13 protein-coding genes are annotated in these 15,167 nt (G+C 64.5%); 8 read left to right on the top strand and 5 right to left on the bottom strand.

Features of this window, described 5'->3' with window-relative positions:
* The first annotated feature begins 87 nt into the window (after nt 1-87).
* Nucleotides 88-426, top strand: coding sequence for a YybH family protein (locus tag AC0L17_RS09630; RefSeq protein ID WP_473497929.1), 339 nt, complete (start codon nt 88-90; stop codon nt 424-426).
* A gap of 102 nt (nt 427-528) precedes the next feature.
* Here the strand turns inward: AC0L17_RS09630 and AC0L17_RS09625 are convergent, their stop codons facing one another.
* Complete coding sequence (locus AC0L17_RS09625; protein ID WP_091599351.1) at nt 529-990, bottom strand: Lrp/AsnC family transcriptional regulator; 462 nt, start codon at nt 988-990, stop codon at nt 529-531.
* A gap of 161 nt (nt 991-1,151) precedes the next feature.
* On the opposite strand from AC0L17_RS09625, the gene AC0L17_RS09620 reads away from it, so the two are divergent.
* Nucleotides 1,152-2,159 carry an ornithine cyclodeaminase family protein gene (locus tag AC0L17_RS09620; RefSeq protein WP_473515632.1) on the top strand — a complete coding sequence of 336 codons (1,008 nt, stop codon included), beginning with the start codon at nt 1,152-1,154 and terminating at the stop codon, nt 2,157-2,159.
* 78 nt (nt 2,160-2,237) lie between these two features.
* Here AC0L17_RS09620 and AC0L17_RS09615 read toward each other — a convergent pair whose 3' ends face one another.
* On the bottom strand, nt 2,238-3,170 hold the full coding sequence (locus tag AC0L17_RS09615; protein WP_473515631.1) for a dimethylarginine dimethylaminohydrolase family protein: 933 nt from the start codon (nt 3,168-3,170) through the stop codon (nt 2,238-2,240).
* A gap of 23 nt (nt 3,171-3,193) precedes the next feature.
* Nucleotides 3,194-4,789, bottom strand: coding sequence for a zinc-binding metallopeptidase family protein (locus AC0L17_RS09610; protein WP_473515630.1), 1,596 nt, complete (start codon nt 4,787-4,789; stop codon nt 3,194-3,196).
* Between the two features lie 75 nt (nt 4,790-4,864).
* Between AC0L17_RS09610 and AC0L17_RS09605 the strand changes: the two genes are divergently transcribed.
* The 5 genes from AC0L17_RS09605 to AC0L17_RS09585 all read left to right on the top strand — a co-directional run bounded on the left by AC0L17_RS09605 (nt 4,865) and on the right by AC0L17_RS09585 (nt 9,898).
* Entirely contained in the window at nt 4,865-5,761 is an 897-nt protein-coding gene (locus tag AC0L17_RS09605; protein WP_473510472.1) for a LysR substrate-binding domain-containing protein, read from the top strand.
* A 179-nt stretch (nt 5,762-5,940) separates the two neighbouring features.
* Complete coding sequence (locus tag AC0L17_RS09600; RefSeq protein ID WP_287070095.1) at nt 5,941-7,032, top strand: ABC transporter ATP-binding protein; 1,092 nt, start codon at nt 5,941-5,943, stop codon at nt 7,030-7,032.
* An 89-nt stretch (nt 7,033-7,121) separates the two neighbouring features.
* Complete coding sequence (locus AC0L17_RS09595; protein WP_473515683.1) at nt 7,122-8,234, top strand: ABC transporter substrate-binding protein; 1,113 nt, start codon at nt 7,122-7,124, stop codon at nt 8,232-8,234.
* 24 nt (nt 8,235-8,258) lie between these two features.
* Nucleotides 8,259-9,092, top strand: a complete 834-nt coding sequence (locus tag AC0L17_RS09590) for an ABC transporter permease (protein WP_091599360.1) — start codon at nt 8,259-8,261, stop codon at nt 9,090-9,092.
* Nucleotides 9,092-9,898 (top strand): ABC transporter permease, encoded by an 807-nt coding sequence (locus tag AC0L17_RS09585; RefSeq protein ID WP_091599363.1) that lies wholly within the window; start codon nt 9,092-9,094, stop codon nt 9,896-9,898. Before AC0L17_RS09590 ends, AC0L17_RS09585 begins: the two co-directional genes overlap by 1 nt.
* A 234-nt stretch (nt 9,899-10,132) precedes the next feature.
* Here the strand turns inward: AC0L17_RS09585 and AC0L17_RS09580 are convergent, their stop codons facing one another.
* Entirely contained in the window at nt 10,133-11,197 is a 1,065-nt protein-coding gene (locus AC0L17_RS09580) for a glycosyltransferase family 2 protein (RefSeq protein ID WP_473515629.1), read from the bottom strand.
* Between the two features lie 532 nt (nt 11,198-11,729).
* Nucleotides 11,730-13,061, bottom strand: coding sequence for a dicarboxylate/amino acid:cation symporter (locus AC0L17_RS09575; RefSeq protein ID WP_027155097.1), 1,332 nt, complete (start codon nt 13,059-13,061; stop codon nt 11,730-11,732).
* A 224-nt stretch (nt 13,062-13,285) separates the two neighbouring features.
* Between AC0L17_RS09575 and AC0L17_RS09570 the strand changes: the two genes are divergently transcribed.
* The gene (locus AC0L17_RS09570) at nt 13,286-15,160 is read left to right on the top strand and encodes a sensor histidine kinase (protein ID WP_473515628.1); all 1,875 of its coding nucleotides are present in this window, start codon (nt 13,286-13,288) and stop codon (nt 15,158-15,160) included.
* Nucleotides 15,161-15,167 lie beyond the last annotated feature (7 nt).

The following is a 15,167-nucleotide window of genomic DNA, read 5'->3' as shown; positions in this document are numbered from 1 at the left end:
CCGTGCGGTATCGATGACGGCGAGAAGCCAGGGAGGCAACGGATGACGGACGACGAAAGAGCAATCCGAAAGCTGGTCGAGACGTGGATGGATGCGAGCAAGCGTGGAGACACCGCGACCGTCCTCAGCTTGATGACGGACGACGCGATCTTCATGGTTCCCGGCCGGGAGCCCTTCGACAAGGAGATCTTCGCGGCAGCCGCGCAGGAGATGGCCGGCGTTCATGTCGACGGCACGAACGAGATCGTTGAACTACAGCTTCTTGGCGACTGGGCCTTCATGCGCGGTCGTATCGATATGACCGCAACGCCGCCGAACGGGAAGCCGGTGCGTCAATCGGGATATACGCTGACGCTCCTGCGCAAGGAGGCTGATGGTGCGTGGCGGCTGGCCCGCGATGCGAACCTGCTGACCGCGCAAGGCTAGAGCCGGTCTCCGGCATCTCTGCACCGGAAGGCGCGCCAGGGAGCGACAGGATGGCGAAGATGCGTGCAGGTCGCCCTGAACAGCGTTCTCCTCCTCCACTGATCACACCGGCAAGAGGGCGTTCGGCTTGACGTCGGCGATGGAGGCGAAAGTGTGCGTTTCGCGCACGCCGGGCAGAGGCAGGATGACCCGCTGCAGGAAATCCTGGAACACCGCCATATCAGCGATCCGCGCCTTGACCAGATAATCGAAACCGCCAACCACCATATGGCACTCCAGAACCTCCGGGGCCTTCGCCACGGCTTCGGCGAAACGGTCAAAGACATGCGGCGCCGTGTGGTCAAGCCGGACCTCGATGAACACCAGCGTTCCCCGGCCGACCTTGCGCGGATCGAGCACCGCCCTGACCGCGGTGATCAACCCGTCGCGGAACAGGCGCTTCACCCGCTGGCTCGTTCCGGTCGGCGACAGCCCGATACGCCCGGCAAGATCAAGCGTCGTCCGGCGCCCGTCTTCCTGCAGCAGCCGGAGCAGGCTGCGGTCTATCTGGTCGAGGTCGTCCATTTTCACAATCCACTCTATCTCAGGGATTTGTGTGCTGATTTCACGCAGAGATGTCAAAATCAACGTATTTCATCACATAAAACCTCGCAATAGCCTGCGCTTCCCTCACCCACTCAAAGCAAACGTGGTGAGGCGATTTCGACAAACAAGAGGAGTGCAAGATGAGCAAGGAAGCGTTCAGCCCAGCCGGCAGGAGTGCGGCGGAAATCAGCAAGGGAGCGACCGAGATCCTGGTGCTGAGCGAAGTCGACGTGATGGCGTGCATCGATCTCAGCCAGCTTCTCGATGTTCTGGAAGACGGCTTCAAGGCGCTGTCACAAGGCAAGGTCGTCAATCCACCCCGACCACAGCTCAACATCCCGGGGGCCGGCTACAGCCTCGCCATGCCGGCCTGGATGGAGGGCATGAACCTGACCGTCAAGGTCGTCAACGTCTTCGAAGGCAATTTGGCCAAGAACATGCCCAGCCACCTCGCAACCATCAGCCTGTTCGATCCGCTGTCCGGCCTGCCGGTCTGCATCATGGACGGCACCTTCATAACCGCGGTGCGAACCTCCGGCTCCGCCGTGCTGTCGGTGCGCGCGCTCGCGCGCCGGGACGCTAGGATAGCGACAGTGGTCGGCGCCGGCGTGCAGGCCAACCAGCACCTGCATCTGTTGCCGCTGGTGCGCGACTTTGCCGAAATCCGGGTCGCTTCGAAGAGCTTCGACGATGCGGCAGCGCTTGCCCGGCTGCATCCGTCGGTGGTGGCGGTCGCCGACCTCGAGGCGGCAGTGCGCAGTTCCGACGTGGTGTGCCTGGCGACGCATTCCTACGAGCCGGTGATCAAGGCAGGCTGGGTTCGGCCGGGCACGCACGTCTCGTCGGTCGGGGTGGCACCACCCGGCGGTGAAATGCCGATCGAGCTCATCGGCAAATCCAGTCTTTTTGTCGAGACCAGGGATGCGTTCGAACCGACCCCGGTCGGTTCTTGCGAGCTTGCCGGCTTCGACCCGGATTTCGGCACTGAGCTTGGCGCCATGCTGCTCGACCGCGCGCCGGGCCGTGTTTCGGATCAACAGATCACCACCTACAAGGCGATGGGCATTGCCATGGAAGACATGGTCGCCGCCGATCTCGCCTATCGTTGCGCCAAGCGTCTGCGCAAGGGAAAGCTCATCGTGCTGTAGGCGTGCCGCGAGCCAGGCGGGATCGACGTTGCTGACAATGGCGCGTTCGCGGAAGCGGCCGGGCTAAAGGGCGGTCCCTCAGGCCGGCACACGCTTCAGCGCCTGCGCCATGCAGTGGATGCCGCCGCCGGTCTTCGAGATCTCGCTCATGTCGACCGCCGCCACTTCGAAGCCGCGCGCCTTGAGCTGACCGATCAGCGTCTGGCTGGATGTCGGCGCGATCACCCGGTCCTTGCCCAGCGACATGAAGTTGCAGCCGAGCGCCATCGTGTCCTGGAACGGCACGTCGATGATCTCGTGGCCCTTGCCCTTCAGCCAGTCGACGATGTCCGGCTCGGTGCAGGCGAGGCAGACGGCGGTCAGTTTGTCGGCGATCGGCACCACCATCAGATCGATATGGACATAATATTCGTCGATGAAGGCGATGCGGGTTTCCCAGCCCTCCTTGTCGAACCAGGCCTGGACCTGGCGCGCGCCCTCCTCCTGGGTGCGGGCGCCGCCGCAGCCGATCAGCACCACGCCGTCCTCGATGACGTTGAAGTCGCCGCCCTCGAAAGTGCCCGCGGTGACCATGTCGTAGATCGGGATGCCAAGCTTCTCATAGGTGCGGATCGCCGCAAAATTCTCGCCGCGCCGCCACCATTGGGACATCGCGGTGATGACGGCGCCATACGGCGTCATGACGCTGGAATCGCGCGAATAGACCTGCATCGGCAGCTCCGGCGTCGGCTCGTGCCAGTGGATGTTGACGCCGAAATGCTCGTAAGCGGCAACCAGGTCCTTGTGCTGGGCCTGCGCGATCTGGACGTTGCACGGCGCCTCGCGCAGATGCTTGCGCGACAGCGAGCTGGTCGAGAGATGGCGCAGGAAATTCGGCGAACCGAGCAGCACGTCGGTCAGGACATCGGTCTCGTTGGCAAAGCCCCAGGCGGTCAATGGCTTGGTGCCGCCGGCCGGATTGCGGCGCTGCAATGAAAACGGTTCTGCTACGATGCGGTCATGAACGGGCATGGCATTCTCCTGGCTTCGAGTGATCACGCGGCTTGCGGGTTGCCTGGTATCCACCAGTCCCGTCCGCGCGGGGTGGTGACATATTCCGGCCAGCGGAAATGGATCGGCGGTTCGTAGTCGCAAAGCGGCGCCAGCCAAGTGCTGCCACCAATGCCGCCGCCGGTGCGGGCGACGAATTCGTCCATCGCCGCATCGCGGGCCGCCTTGTCTTCCAGCAGGCGAAGAGCTGCCAACGCAATCGTTTTCGACGCGCAGGCAACCATCGGATCGATGGTGGCGGAAATGCCGCCCAGCGCATTCATCGCCCAGGACGGATACGCCTGGCCGTTTTGCGAACGCAGCGCCGGCCGGGCGACATAGAACCGCGCCGTCGGCGTCTGCCACGACATGTCGGTGTAATCGTCGGAGGTGGAATTCAGCTGCGACGGCGGCAAGTCGCGGCGCAGCAACGCCTCCGCCTCCTCAGGCGCAATCAGCTGCTCCAACTCGGCGATGAACGGCTCGTCGGTCGCCGCGCCGCCGGCATTGACCTGGATTTCACGGGCAATCGCCTTGGCCGTCTTGTCCCAGCGCGGTGGCCCAACCGTCGACAGCGCATCGTAGGCAATGTCAGCCATGGCATGGTTGGCAAGCCCCGGCCGCGACTTCGACACCCAGTGCCGCTCATGGCGGCAGCCGCTTATCTTCGCGGCGGCCTCCGCGTTGCGCTCGAGCACGGCGGTGACCTGCTCGGCCATGGCAAGCGTCGGCACGCGGATCATGTACTGGATCTCGGCCAGACCCGCCGGCAGATTGTCGGCGGTCGCCTGCCCCGCGGTCAGGATCGCCTCGCTGATCGACCAGCCGCCCTGATGCGGCAGCATGGAATCACGCAGCGCCTTGGAGGCCATGTACATCATGACAAGTGCGTCGTTGGCGCCGGGCGCCCGCACCGCCGAATGCGCCTGCGGGATCGGAGCGCCATCGCTTGCGCGAACCCAGTTTTCGGGTTCGTCGCAGACAAAGCGATAGATCATCGCATAGGCCGCGCCGCAATGCGTGTCCCAGCGCGCCGTGTTGCAGAGTGGCAGCATGTAGAAAGGATGGAAGGAGATCATGCCGGCGAGGCCATCGTAGTAGCCTTTTGCGGCATGGATCGGCTTCGACCCCCGCACCTTCTCCGCCGGCTCGCCGGTGAAGCGCAGCGTGCCCGATATGCCGTGGCGCTGCATCGCCGCCTTGGTCGCCAAAAGCCCGCCCAGGCTGGCAATGCCGAGGCCGGAATGCGGATCGGTGTGGCCGCCGGCCTCAGCGCCTAGACCCGGACGCGGTCGCTTGACGGTCGCCGCGTCCTGGCAATTGCCCGGCACCCCGTCATACTCGGCATACATGCCGATCGTCGGCCCGGCGCCGTTGGTCCAGTGGGCGCAAAAGGCGGTCGGCATCCCGCCGGAGCCTTCCTCGACCGAAAAGCCCTCGTGCTTCAGACGCTCGACATACCAGGCGGCCGACTGGTATTCGCGCCAGGCGGTCTCGCCGAAATCGAAGATCGTCCGCGTCCACGCCGACAGCGACGGCTGGATGTCGTCCAGACAGGCAAGCGCGGTCGCTTGGGCCGAGGTGGTCACCGGATCCTCCATCGGTCAAAGAAAGCAGTGAAGCGCCTCGCCAAAAAGTGATATGTTTTCCCGGCTCATGCAAATTCGGTTCACCTCTTGAGAATTCCCTCGACTCAGGCGCTGCGCGCCCTCGACAGTTTCGCCCGCCACGGCAGCGTCTGGCGCGCCGCCGACGAACTGCATCTGACCCGCAGCGCGGTCAGCCATCAATTGCGGCTGCTCGAACGCGATCTCGGCTTCGACCTGCTCGAGCGCATCGGCAAGGGCGTGGCGCTGACGCCGCGCGGCCAGCGTTACGCCAGCGACGTGCGCAAAGCGCTGACGGTGCTCGGCGATGCGGTAACGCGCCATGCCGGCACCGGCGTCGGCGGCTCGTTCAGCGTCAGCTGCACGCCGGGCTTCGCCTCGCTGTTCCTGTGCACGCACATCGGCGAATTCCGGCAGATGTACCCCGATGTCGCGCTGCGCATCCTGACGCCGCGGCGGCTGGACGACGTCAGCAATGCCGACGCCGACGCCTTCATCGCCTTCGGCGTCGGCAACTGGCCGAACCGCGCGGTCGAACTGTTGTGCGAGATCTCGTTCACGCCGCTGTGCAGCCCGACGCTGCTCAACAAGATCGGCGGGTTTTCCAAGCCGGCCGACGTGCTGCGCGCCAATCTCCTGCATCTCGGCGACACCGAGGACTGGGCGCGCTGGCTGGCGCTGTCGAAGGTCGAGAATCCCGACACCGAGGGCGGCATCTTCTTTTCCGACATGAACCTGGTTTTTTCGGCCGCCATCGCCGGCCAGGGCATCGCCATGGGCGACGAACTGACCAGCCGCCGAGCGCTGAGCGAAGGCCGGCTGGTGCGCCCCTTCGACATCGCAATCAGTTCGCCACGCTCGTATTTTCTCGTTTCCGAACATGCCAAGGCGGCGCATCCGGTGCTGGAGGCGTTCGGGAGGTGGCTGAGGTCGAAACTGTCGGAGAATAGAATCCATCCGTATTGAGCGGGACGATGAAGCGCCAATCTTCCCCCCTCGTGGGGGAGATTGGCAGCTCGAGCGTCCCGCTCGCCTCTCCCATGTGAACAACAGATGAATCAAATTTGCCGATCAGGCGAAAACTATTCGGTTGCGGTGAGCCGCGGGCCTGCCTACGATTTCAATCACATTGAGGACAAGGCAGGATGCAGCAACCCGGCCGTGCCGCAGAGATCAAGGCAATCGGGATCGGCAAGAGCTTCGGCTCGTTCCGTGCACTGGACGATCTGACGCTCGATATCGGCCGCGGTGAGTTCCTGACTCTGCTCGGGCCGTCGGGTTCGGGCAAGACCACCTTCCTGATGATCCTTGCCGGTTTCGTGCAGCCGACCGACGGCCGCCTTTACAGCGACGGCGTCGACATCACCGAGCGGCCGGCCGAGCAGCGCGCTGCCGGCATGGTGTTCCAGGGCTATGCCCTGTTCCCGCACATGAGCGTCGAGGCCAACATCGCCTTCCCGCTCAAGGTGCGCAAGAAGTCGGCGGCCGAGATCAAGCGTCGCGTCGGTGAGATGGTCGAGCGCGTCGGGCTGAAGGGCCACGAGAAGAAACTGCCGTCGCAATTGTCCGGCGGCCAGCAGCAGCGCGTGGCGCTGGCGCGCGCGCTGGTGTTCGAGCCGGGTGTGCTTTTGCTCGACGAGCCGTTCTCGGCGCTCGACAAGGGCCTGCGCGGCCAGATGCAGGCCGAGATGAAACGGCTGCACCAGGAAACCGGCACCACCTTCGTCTTCGTCACCCATGATCAGAGCGAGGCGCTGGCACTGTCGTCGCGCGTCGCCATCTTCAACCACGGCAAGTTGCTGCAGGTCGGCGCGCCTGACGAGGTCTACGACCGGCCGGCCAACCGCTTCGTCGCCGAGTTCCTCGGCGAGATCAACATGCTGCCGCTGAAGGGCGTGCGCAACGCCGACAACGGCGCCACCGGCCTGTGCGAAGACCGCACCATCACCCTGCGCGGCAATGCAAGCGCCGTCGGCAGCAACGCCATCCTGGCGATCCGGCCAGAATACATGTCGATCGCCCCCGAAGCGACAGCCGGCGAGAACGGCATCGCCGCGACTGCGGTCGCCTCGACCTATCTCGGCGCTGCGACGCGGCTCGATCTCACCACGCGCCAAGGTGCCAAGGTGACGGTCTCGGTGCCGAACGAGGTCGCCGCTTCGGCACTCAGCAAGGGCAATTCCGTATGGCTGACATGGCCGGCGGAAAAAGGTTTCCTCCTTCCGGACGGAGGATGACGACCAGAGTGACGAATGCAAATTCGTACCGACTACCGGGATAAAAACAACGACAAAAAAGGGGAACTGACATGACAAACAATTCAAAGATGAGCGAAACCAGGAAACACTCCATCGAGACACTGTCCGCCAGGGCGGTGCGCGGCGAGATCTCGCGCCGGCAGTTCACGCAGTTGGCCGCACTCGTGCTGGCCGGCACGCCGATGCTGCTGCGCTCGACCGGCGCCTTGGCGCAAGCCAAGGAACTGGTGCTGGTCAACTGGGGCGGCGACGCCATCACCGCCTATGACGCGGCCTATGGCCAGGCGTTCACCAAGGAGACCGGCATCACTGTCAAGATGGACGGCTCCGGTCCAACCGAGGGTGCGATCGCCGCACAGTTCAAGAGCGGCGCTCCGACCTGGGACCTGGTCGACGTCGACCCGTTCTCGGCGATCACACTCGGCGCGCAGGGCATGCTCGAGCCGATCGACTATTCGATCGTCGACAAGAACAAGATGCGGCCTGGCTTCGGCTGGGAACACGCCGCCTCGACCTATTTCTTCTCCTATGTCATCGCCTATGATTCCGAGAAATTCGGCAGCCAGGCACCGACCGGCATGGCCGACTTCTTCGACGTGACGAAATTCCCGGGCAAGCGCTCGCTCTACAAATGGGGCGTGTCGAGCTGGGAAGCGGCGCTGCTCGCCGACGGCATCGCGCCGGCCTCGCTCTACCCGCTCGATCTCAAGCGCGCGCACGACAAGATCGCCGCCTTCAAGGAGAATGTCGTTGCCTATTGGGGTGGCGGCGCCGAGAGCCAGAGCGTGCTGCTCGACGGCGAGGCTTCGATGGCGATCGTCTGGTCGACCCGAGCCTCGCTGATCGAGCAGGATTCCGGCGGCAAGATCAAGTTCATCTGGGACCAGGGCCTGATCTCGCCTGGCGCGCTCGCCGTGCTCAAGGGCAATCCCGGCGGCAAGGACGCGGCGATGAAGTTCATTGCCAGCGCCCAGGATCCGGAGAAGCAACTGATCATGTTCGACAAGCTCGGCCAGGGCCCGGCCAATCCGGCCACCGACGCGCTGATCCCCGCCGACAAGAAGCGCATCAACCCGGTCGACCCCGAAAACATGAAGAAGCAGATCCCGCTCGACATGGAGTGGTACGCCAAGAACTACGGGGCCGCACTCGACGAATACACGAAGATCATCTCCGCCTGATAGACCGGGATAACCGGGGCCGAGATGAAAGCATATCTCTCCGACAGGATGGGCGCGGCGCTGCTGATGGCGCCGCTGCTGCTGTTCCTTGGCGCCGCCTATGCCTGGCCATTCTTCGGCGTCGTCAACTGGAGCTTCACCCTGCCCGAGCCGGGGCTCGGGCAGTATGGCACGCTGCTAAGCGACCCGCTGGTGCAGTCGGTGTTTGTCCGCACGCTGCGCATCGCTGCGATCGTCACGATCGTTTCGGTTGCCGCCGCCTACGCCATCACGCTGGTGTGGGTGCGCGGCACGCCGGCGCAGCGGGTGATCGCCGAGTTCTGCATCCTGGTGCCATTCTGGATCTCGGTGCTGACGCGCGCCTTCGGCTGGGTGGCGCTGCTTTCCAATCGCGGCCTGTTCAACACCTGGCTGCAGGCGATCGGCTTCATCTCGGAACCGCTGACGCTGGTGCGCAACGAATTCGGCGTCATCGTCGGCATGACCCATTTCCTCATTCCCTTCGCCGTGTTTCCGCTGGCGTCTTCGATGCGCAGCCTCGACGACCGCGTGCTGCTGGCGGCGCGCGGGCTCGGCTCCAGCCGCATGCGCACCTTCTGGTCGGTGTTCGTGCCGATGACCCGCTCCGGCATCATCGGCTCGGCGCTCATCGTCTTCGTCTTTTCGCTCGGCTTCTTCGTGACGCCTGCGATCCTCGGCGGCGGCCGCAGCGTTATGGTCGCCGAGCTGATCTATCTGCGCATCTTCCAGAGCCCGGACTGGGGCCTGGGGGCGGCGATCAGCGTCGTGCTGGTGCTGTTCGTCGGTACGCTGATGGCGCTGCTGTTCCGCTATGTCAGACCGAAGCAGCTGATCTGATGCCGACCTACCGCCCCGGCCCCGTCTCGCTGGTCCTCGCCGCACTGGTGGCGCTGTTCCTGCTGTTGCCGCTGCTTGCCGTGATCCCGGTGTCGCTGACGCCGACCCGCATGCTGGCGATGCCGTCCGGCGAATTGTCGCTGCGCCACTACCGGGCGCTGATCGAGGATCCGCGCTGGATCAATTCGATCCTGCTCTCGATCAGGATCGGCGTCGTCAGCAGCGCCTTTTCCACCGTGCTGGCGCTGTGCTTCAGCCTCGGCGTGTGGATGTTCCAGCCGCGCTTCACCGCCGCGCTGGTCGGCTTCGTGCTGCTGCCGATGGTGGTGCCGCCGGTGGTCTCGGCGATCACGCTCTACTTCCTGCTGACCTCGATCTCCGGCGTCTCTTCGTTCTTCGGCTACGACACCTGGCTCGGTGTCGCCATGGCGCATGCTGTGATGACGGTGCCCTTCGCCACGGTGCTGATCCTGGTGTCGCTCAGCCAGCTCGACCGGCGCATCGACCTTGCCGCGCGCGGTCTCGGCGCCACCGTGTGGGAACGCGCCACCCGCATCATCATGCCCAACATCAAATTCGGCATCGTCACTGCCGCCCTGCTGTCCTTCGTGCTGTCCTGGGAAGAGATCGGCGTCACCCTGTTCATCACCTCGGTCAACGCCATCACGCTGCCCAGGCTGATGTGGATGGGCCTGCGCGACAACATCGACCCGGCGATCGCCGCCCTCTCGGTGATCCTGATCATCATCACGGTGCTGGTGCTGGCGGCGCGCAGTGCCGTGGTCAGGCTGCGCGCGGGGCAGTAGGGCGACCAAAGCGGTGCGCATTTCCGCTCGATAGTTGGCGGGACAGCGCCCCCCTCTGGCCTGCCGGCCATCTCCCCCACTTGGGGGGAGATCGGCAGCTTTCGGCGACGGCTCCCTCCTTCGGCGGTAGTGATTGGCGAAAGCGGAGATGACGGCCAATCTCCCCCCAAGTGGGGGAGATGTCCGGCAGGACAGAGGGGGGCGCGAAGGATTGCCAACCTTTGAAAGCTTCTTCTACCCCATTGCGTGGCGAATGGTCTTGGACAGACGGCTCAGGAATGCCGGTCGAGACGATGCGTCGAGCTTCCACGACAGCACCGCCGTCGCCAGGTTCCGCGGCAGCACCCCGACCGACAGGAACCAGGCGGCAAGGACGGCGCGCCGGCGCAGCGACGCGGTCATTTCGAGGCTGGCGACGGCGCCCGCCGCCCCAAGCGCCAGCCGGGAATCATTGGCCACGGGGTGCCGGCGCCTGTCCGCGCACAGCGACGCCAGCCGCTCTTCCAGGTGGACCGGATCGTGGCGGACAGCCTCCGACGGAACGATGGTCAGGCCGATCCCGGAGGCTTGGTCCGACAGCGCCTGCATGCGGCGGAAGTCGTGGGTTACCCGCCAGCGTGCCCGCTCGGCGAGCTTTTCACCGAACACCGAATGGTTGGCGCCGTGGATCCGGTAGGCGCCGACGCATTCGTCGATGGACTGGACGTGTCCGTACATGGGCGCCAGCGTTACAAGGTAGCCATCGGCGCCCTGGCGGAACTCCGCCTCCGGTATAGGCATGATCGATTCGAGGGTTGTGCGATCAAAGGCAAGCCCGCTGGTCACAGTCGTCTGATAGCGGCCCTTGTGCAGGAGTTTCGGCATGACGTCACCGCTGTCGAAGGGCAGTTCGGGCGGCGGAAAGACGTCCTTGATGCGTTGTCGTTCGTCGACGATATGCAGCCTGGACTGCACCTGGGCGGTTGCCGCATCCCAAGTGTCGACGATCCTGGAAACGGCGGTCGGATAAAGAAAATCGTCGGCGTCGAGGAACAGGACGATCTTGCCCGAGCTTGCCGCGAACCCGGTGTTGAACGCCGCCGCATGCCCGCCATTTTGCGCGCGCGGGCAGGCTAGGATCCTGTCCCCATATGATTTCATGATTGTCGTGGAATTGTCCTGCGAGGCATCATCGACGACGATGACTTCGACATCCGCGTAGTCCTGCTCGAGGGCGCTATCGATGCTGCGTTTGAGGAAACGCGCGTAATTGTAGTTCGGAATGATGATGGATACTGGAATCCTCGGGACAGACTGCATCGCATTTGACCTCGCATCTTGCTTTGGTTTCAGCAAACCCGCGCGCGGGCCTGGTTCCTCCTCAAGCGCGTCCCACGAATTCCTGGGAGAAGGCTGGCGCCTTTCGTCAGGACGGGTCACGTCTCTTGCTTTGCGACTTCATGCTGAGGCCGCCATTGCCTTCAAGAGCTGCCGCCGAGATCATGGTCGACGGCAGCAAGGGCTCCGACGGTTCGGCTCGGATGACACGACAACCGAGCCTGACGGAAAGGCTTGGGTCGCGATCAGGTCGGGACCGAAGCGGACAGGCACCTTGAAGGCATGGCGCATACTGGCCTTCAAATGCGGCTGGAGCAAGCCCCACGCCAAGACCAAAGGCTCACAAGCCTGTTACGTCTCAGGCAGCATGCAGCGTTGGAATGGCGCTGACATCCACTTCGCGCTCCGCGTGCCAGGCATCATACGCGGCCGCGACCATCGGCTTACAAGGCCAATCGTCTTTTCCCGGAGCCGGCGAACCGGCTCCGGGCCGTATGGGGGCAGGCCTGATCAGTCACGCAGCCTGCAGCCCCGGCAGCGACAGATCGGCTTCCTCAGGCAAGTCGCCGGCCATCGCGGCAGCGAACCTGGTCTGGTCGAGTTCCCCTTCCCAGCGCGCCACGACCACGGTCGCCACCGCATTGCCGATGAAGTTGGTCAGCGCCCGGCATTCCGACATGAAGCGGTCGACGCCGAGGATCAGCGCCATGCCGGCGACCGGCACTGCGGGCACGACCGAGAGCGTCGCGGCCAGCGTGATGAAGCCGGCGCCGGTGATGCCGGCGGCGCCCTTGGAACTCAGCATGGCGACGGCGAGCAGCAGGATCTGGTCGCCGAGGGTGAGCGGCGTGTCGGTCGCCTGGGCGATGAACAGCGCGGCCAGCGTCATGTAGATATTGGTGCCGTCGAGGTTGAAGGAATAGCCGGTCGGGACGACCAGCCCGACCACCGAGCGGTTGCAGCCGGCGCGCTCCATCTTGGCCATCAGGCCCGGCAGTGCCGCTTCCGACGACGAGGTGCCGAGCACCAGCAGCAGCTCTTCCTTGACGTAGCGGATCAGCGCCAGGATCGAGAAGCCGTTGTAGCGGGCGACCGCGCCGAGCACCACCAGCACGAACAGCAGCGAGGTCAGGTAGAATGTGCCGATCAGCATGGCGAGGTTGGCGATCGAGCCGATGCCGTATTTGCCGATGGTGAAAGCCATGGCGCCGAAAGCGCCGATCGGCGCGGCCTTCATCAGGATGGCGACGAGGCGGAAGATCGGCGTGGTCAATGCCTGCAGGAAATCGACGACCGGGCGGCCGCGATCGCCGACCGCGGCAAGTGCGAGCCCGAACAGCACCGAAAAGAACAGCACCTGCAGGATGTCGCCCTTTGCGAAAGCGCCGGTGATCGTGTCGGGGATGATGTTCATCAGGAAACCGACGATGCTGGTGTCGTGGGCTTTTTCGGTGTAGGTCGCCACTTTTGTGGCATCGAGCGTGGCCGGATCGATATGCATGCCGGCGCCCGGCTGGACGACGTTCGAGACAACAAGGCCGACGACAAGCGCCAGCGTCGAGAAAGCCAGGAAGTAGATCATCGCCTTGCCGGCGACGCGGCCCACCTTCTGCAGGTCGGAAACACCGGCGATGCCGGTCGCCACCGTCAAAAAGATCACCGGCGCGATCACCATCTTCACCAGCTTGATGAAGGCGTCGCCGAACGGCTTCATCGCCTCACCGGTTTCGGGATAGAAGTGGCCGAGCAGCACGCCGGCGGCGATCGCCGCCAGCACCTGCACATAGAGATGCCGGTAGAACGGAAGTTTGCCGCGTGGCGCGGCGGCAGCGAATGCTGTCTGCATGACGTCCTCCATTGTGCTCCGATCGAAAGCTCGACCTCCCGGAGCGTTTGCATTTGACCCAGCAGCCTCGCGACCGCTGAAGTCGTGTTTGCAACTGCCGTGCCAAGTGCGCGGAAAAGAGCCTCTCCCTTTGATTTTATTGAGTATTCCAGAACTGGCAGTTCGTTTCGCACACACACAAAGTGCGGATGTTCGCATGGCCGAATTGTGCTTTGTGCGAAATCATGCACAAATGGGCGATGCTGCAACGCCCCGCCGCTGCCTTGCCGTCGACGCCCGAGCAACTCGGCAGGCGAGCGCGCCGTGCCTGGCTGCTGTTTGCGGCCATCGCCCTTGCGACGGCCACGGCCGCACTTTACGGCGCTGGTCTCTATGGCCGTACCACCGAGCTCAGGGGACTGGCGGCGCAGGGCCGCACCGACGCCAATCTGAAGGTCGCGCTATTGCGCGCCGTTCTGGAAAGCCCGCGCGCCCTGCCCCTGCTTTTGTCGGAAGACCAGCAGGTGCGCGACGCGCTGGCGCAGAAAAGTGCTGCTGCAATCGATGTGCTGAATCGCAAGCTTGAAGGGCTGGTCTCCGGCACCAAGGCCTCGGTGCTCTATGTCATCGGCACCGACGGGCTGGCGATCGCCTCCAGCAACTGGCGCGACCCGAGCAGCTTTGTCGGCAACGACTACCGGTTCCGCGACTATTTCTCCGCGGCGATGCAATCTGGAACCGCCGAATATTTCGCGCTCGGCAATGTCAGCAAACGCCCAGGCCTCTACATCTCGCGGCGCGTCGGCAACGCCGCCGCACCGCTGGGCGTCGTCGTCGTCAAGGCGGAGTTCGATCAGCTCGAGGCCGACTGGCACGAGGTGAACCGCCCGGCCTATGTCAGCGACGAGCGTGGTATCGTCCTGATCACCAGCGTGCGGTCCTGGCGCTTCATGACGACGGCGCCGCTTGCCGCGTCTGATCGTGCCGCCATCCAGAACAGCCAGCAGTTCGGCGATGCACCGCTGATGCCGTTGCCGATCACGCGCCCGCAGGCGCTCAGCCCGGACGTGTCGATCGTCCACGCGGTGACGCCCGGCGGCAGCGACGCGGAATATCTGAGACTTTCAGCCCCGGTTCCTTCGACCCCCTGGCGGCTCGACTATCTCGTCCCGGCCGAGGCGCCGATCGCCGCCGCGGCCCGTGAAATGCGGCTCCTTGCGCTCGGCGTCTTGGTCCCGTTGCTCGGCCTTGCTGCGTATCTGTTGTGGCGCCGGCAGTCGGGACAAATGCGGATCGCCGCCGAACAGGCGGCGCGCACCGAACTCGAGCGCCGCGTCGTCGAACGAACCGAGGATCTGAGCCGTGCCCGCGACCGGCTGCAGGCGGAGATATCAGACCATCGCAGCACGGAAGCCAAGCTGCAGGTCGTGCAGCAGGATCTGGTCCAGGCCAACCGCCTCGCCATCCTCGGCCAGGTCGCCGCCGGCGTCGCCCATGAGATCAACCAGCCGGTTGCCACCATACGCGCCTATGCCGACAACGCCCGCGTCTTCCTCGACAGGAAGCAGACTGCGCCCGCCGGGGAAAACCTCGGTGCCATCGCAGCACTGACCGAGCGCATCGGCACCATCACCGAAGAATTGAAGGCCTTTGCCCGCAAGGGCCGCACCGCCGCCGAGCCTGTCGCATTGCGCGGTGTCATCGAGGGCGCCGTCGTGCTGTTGAGAAGCCGCTTTGCCGGCCGGCTCGACGCACTGGCGATCGACCTGCCACCGCCGAGCCTCAAGGTCATGGGCAACCGGGTCCGGCTCGAACAGGTGCTGATCAACCTCTTCCAGAACGCGCTTGAAGCGCTGGACGGCCGCAACGACGCTCATGTGCGGGTTGCGGTCGAGGAGACCGCGGACGGCGTGATGGTCGGCGTGTCCGATAACGGACCTGGCATTCCGCCAGGGATTCTCAAATCGCTGTTCACGCCGTTCAATACATCCAAGGAAAAAGGCCTCGGTCTTGGCCTTGTCATCTCGAAGGATATCGTCGCCGACTACGGCGGACGCATCGAGGTTTCGAGCGACGGCAGCGGCACCCGCTTCGCCATCCATCTCTTGAAAGCAGCATAGTGGCCAA

The organism is Mesorhizobium sp. WSM4829 (assembly GCF_055811475.1).
This window is presented reverse-complemented; position numbering and strand designations above follow the sequence as displayed.

Coding starts and splice junctions, on each gene's coding strand:
- AC0L17_RS09630 (WP_473497929.1), top strand. CDS start 88: ATGGATGCGAGCAAGCGTGGAGACACCGCGACCGTCCTCAGCTTGATG.
- AC0L17_RS09625 (WP_091599351.1), bottom strand. CDS start 990: ATGGACGACCTCGACCAGATAGACCGCAGCCTGCTCCGGCTGCTGCAG.
- AC0L17_RS09620 (WP_473515632.1), top strand. CDS start 1,152: ATGAGCAAGGAAGCGTTCAGCCCAGCCGGCAGGAGTGCGGCGGAAATC.
- AC0L17_RS09615 (WP_473515631.1), bottom strand. CDS start 3,170: ATGCCCGTTCATGACCGCATCGTAGCAGAACCGTTTTCATTGCAGCGC.
- AC0L17_RS09610 (WP_473515630.1), bottom strand. CDS start 4,789: ATGGAGGATCCGGTGACCACCTCGGCCCAAGCGACCGCGCTTGCCTGT.
- AC0L17_RS09600 (WP_287070095.1), top strand. CDS start 5,941: ATGCAGCAACCCGGCCGTGCCGCAGAGATCAAGGCAATCGGGATCGGC.
- AC0L17_RS09595 (WP_473515683.1), top strand. CDS start 7,122: ATGAGCGAAACCAGGAAACACTCCATCGAGACACTGTCCGCCAGGGCG.
- AC0L17_RS09590 (WP_091599360.1), top strand. CDS start 8,259: ATGAAAGCATATCTCTCCGACAGGATGGGCGCGGCGCTGCTGATGGCG.
- AC0L17_RS09585 (WP_091599363.1), top strand. CDS start 9,092: ATGCCGACCTACCGCCCCGGCCCCGTCTCGCTGGTCCTCGCCGCACTG.
- AC0L17_RS09580 (WP_473515629.1), bottom strand. CDS start 11,197: ATGCAGTCTGTCCCGAGGATTCCAGTATCCATCATCATTCCGAACTAC.
- AC0L17_RS09575 (WP_027155097.1), bottom strand. CDS start 13,061: ATGCAGACAGCATTCGCTGCCGCCGCGCCACGCGGCAAACTTCCGTTC.
- AC0L17_RS09570 (WP_473515628.1), top strand. CDS start 13,286: ATGCACAAATGGGCGATGCTGCAACGCCCCGCCGCTGCCTTGCCGTCG.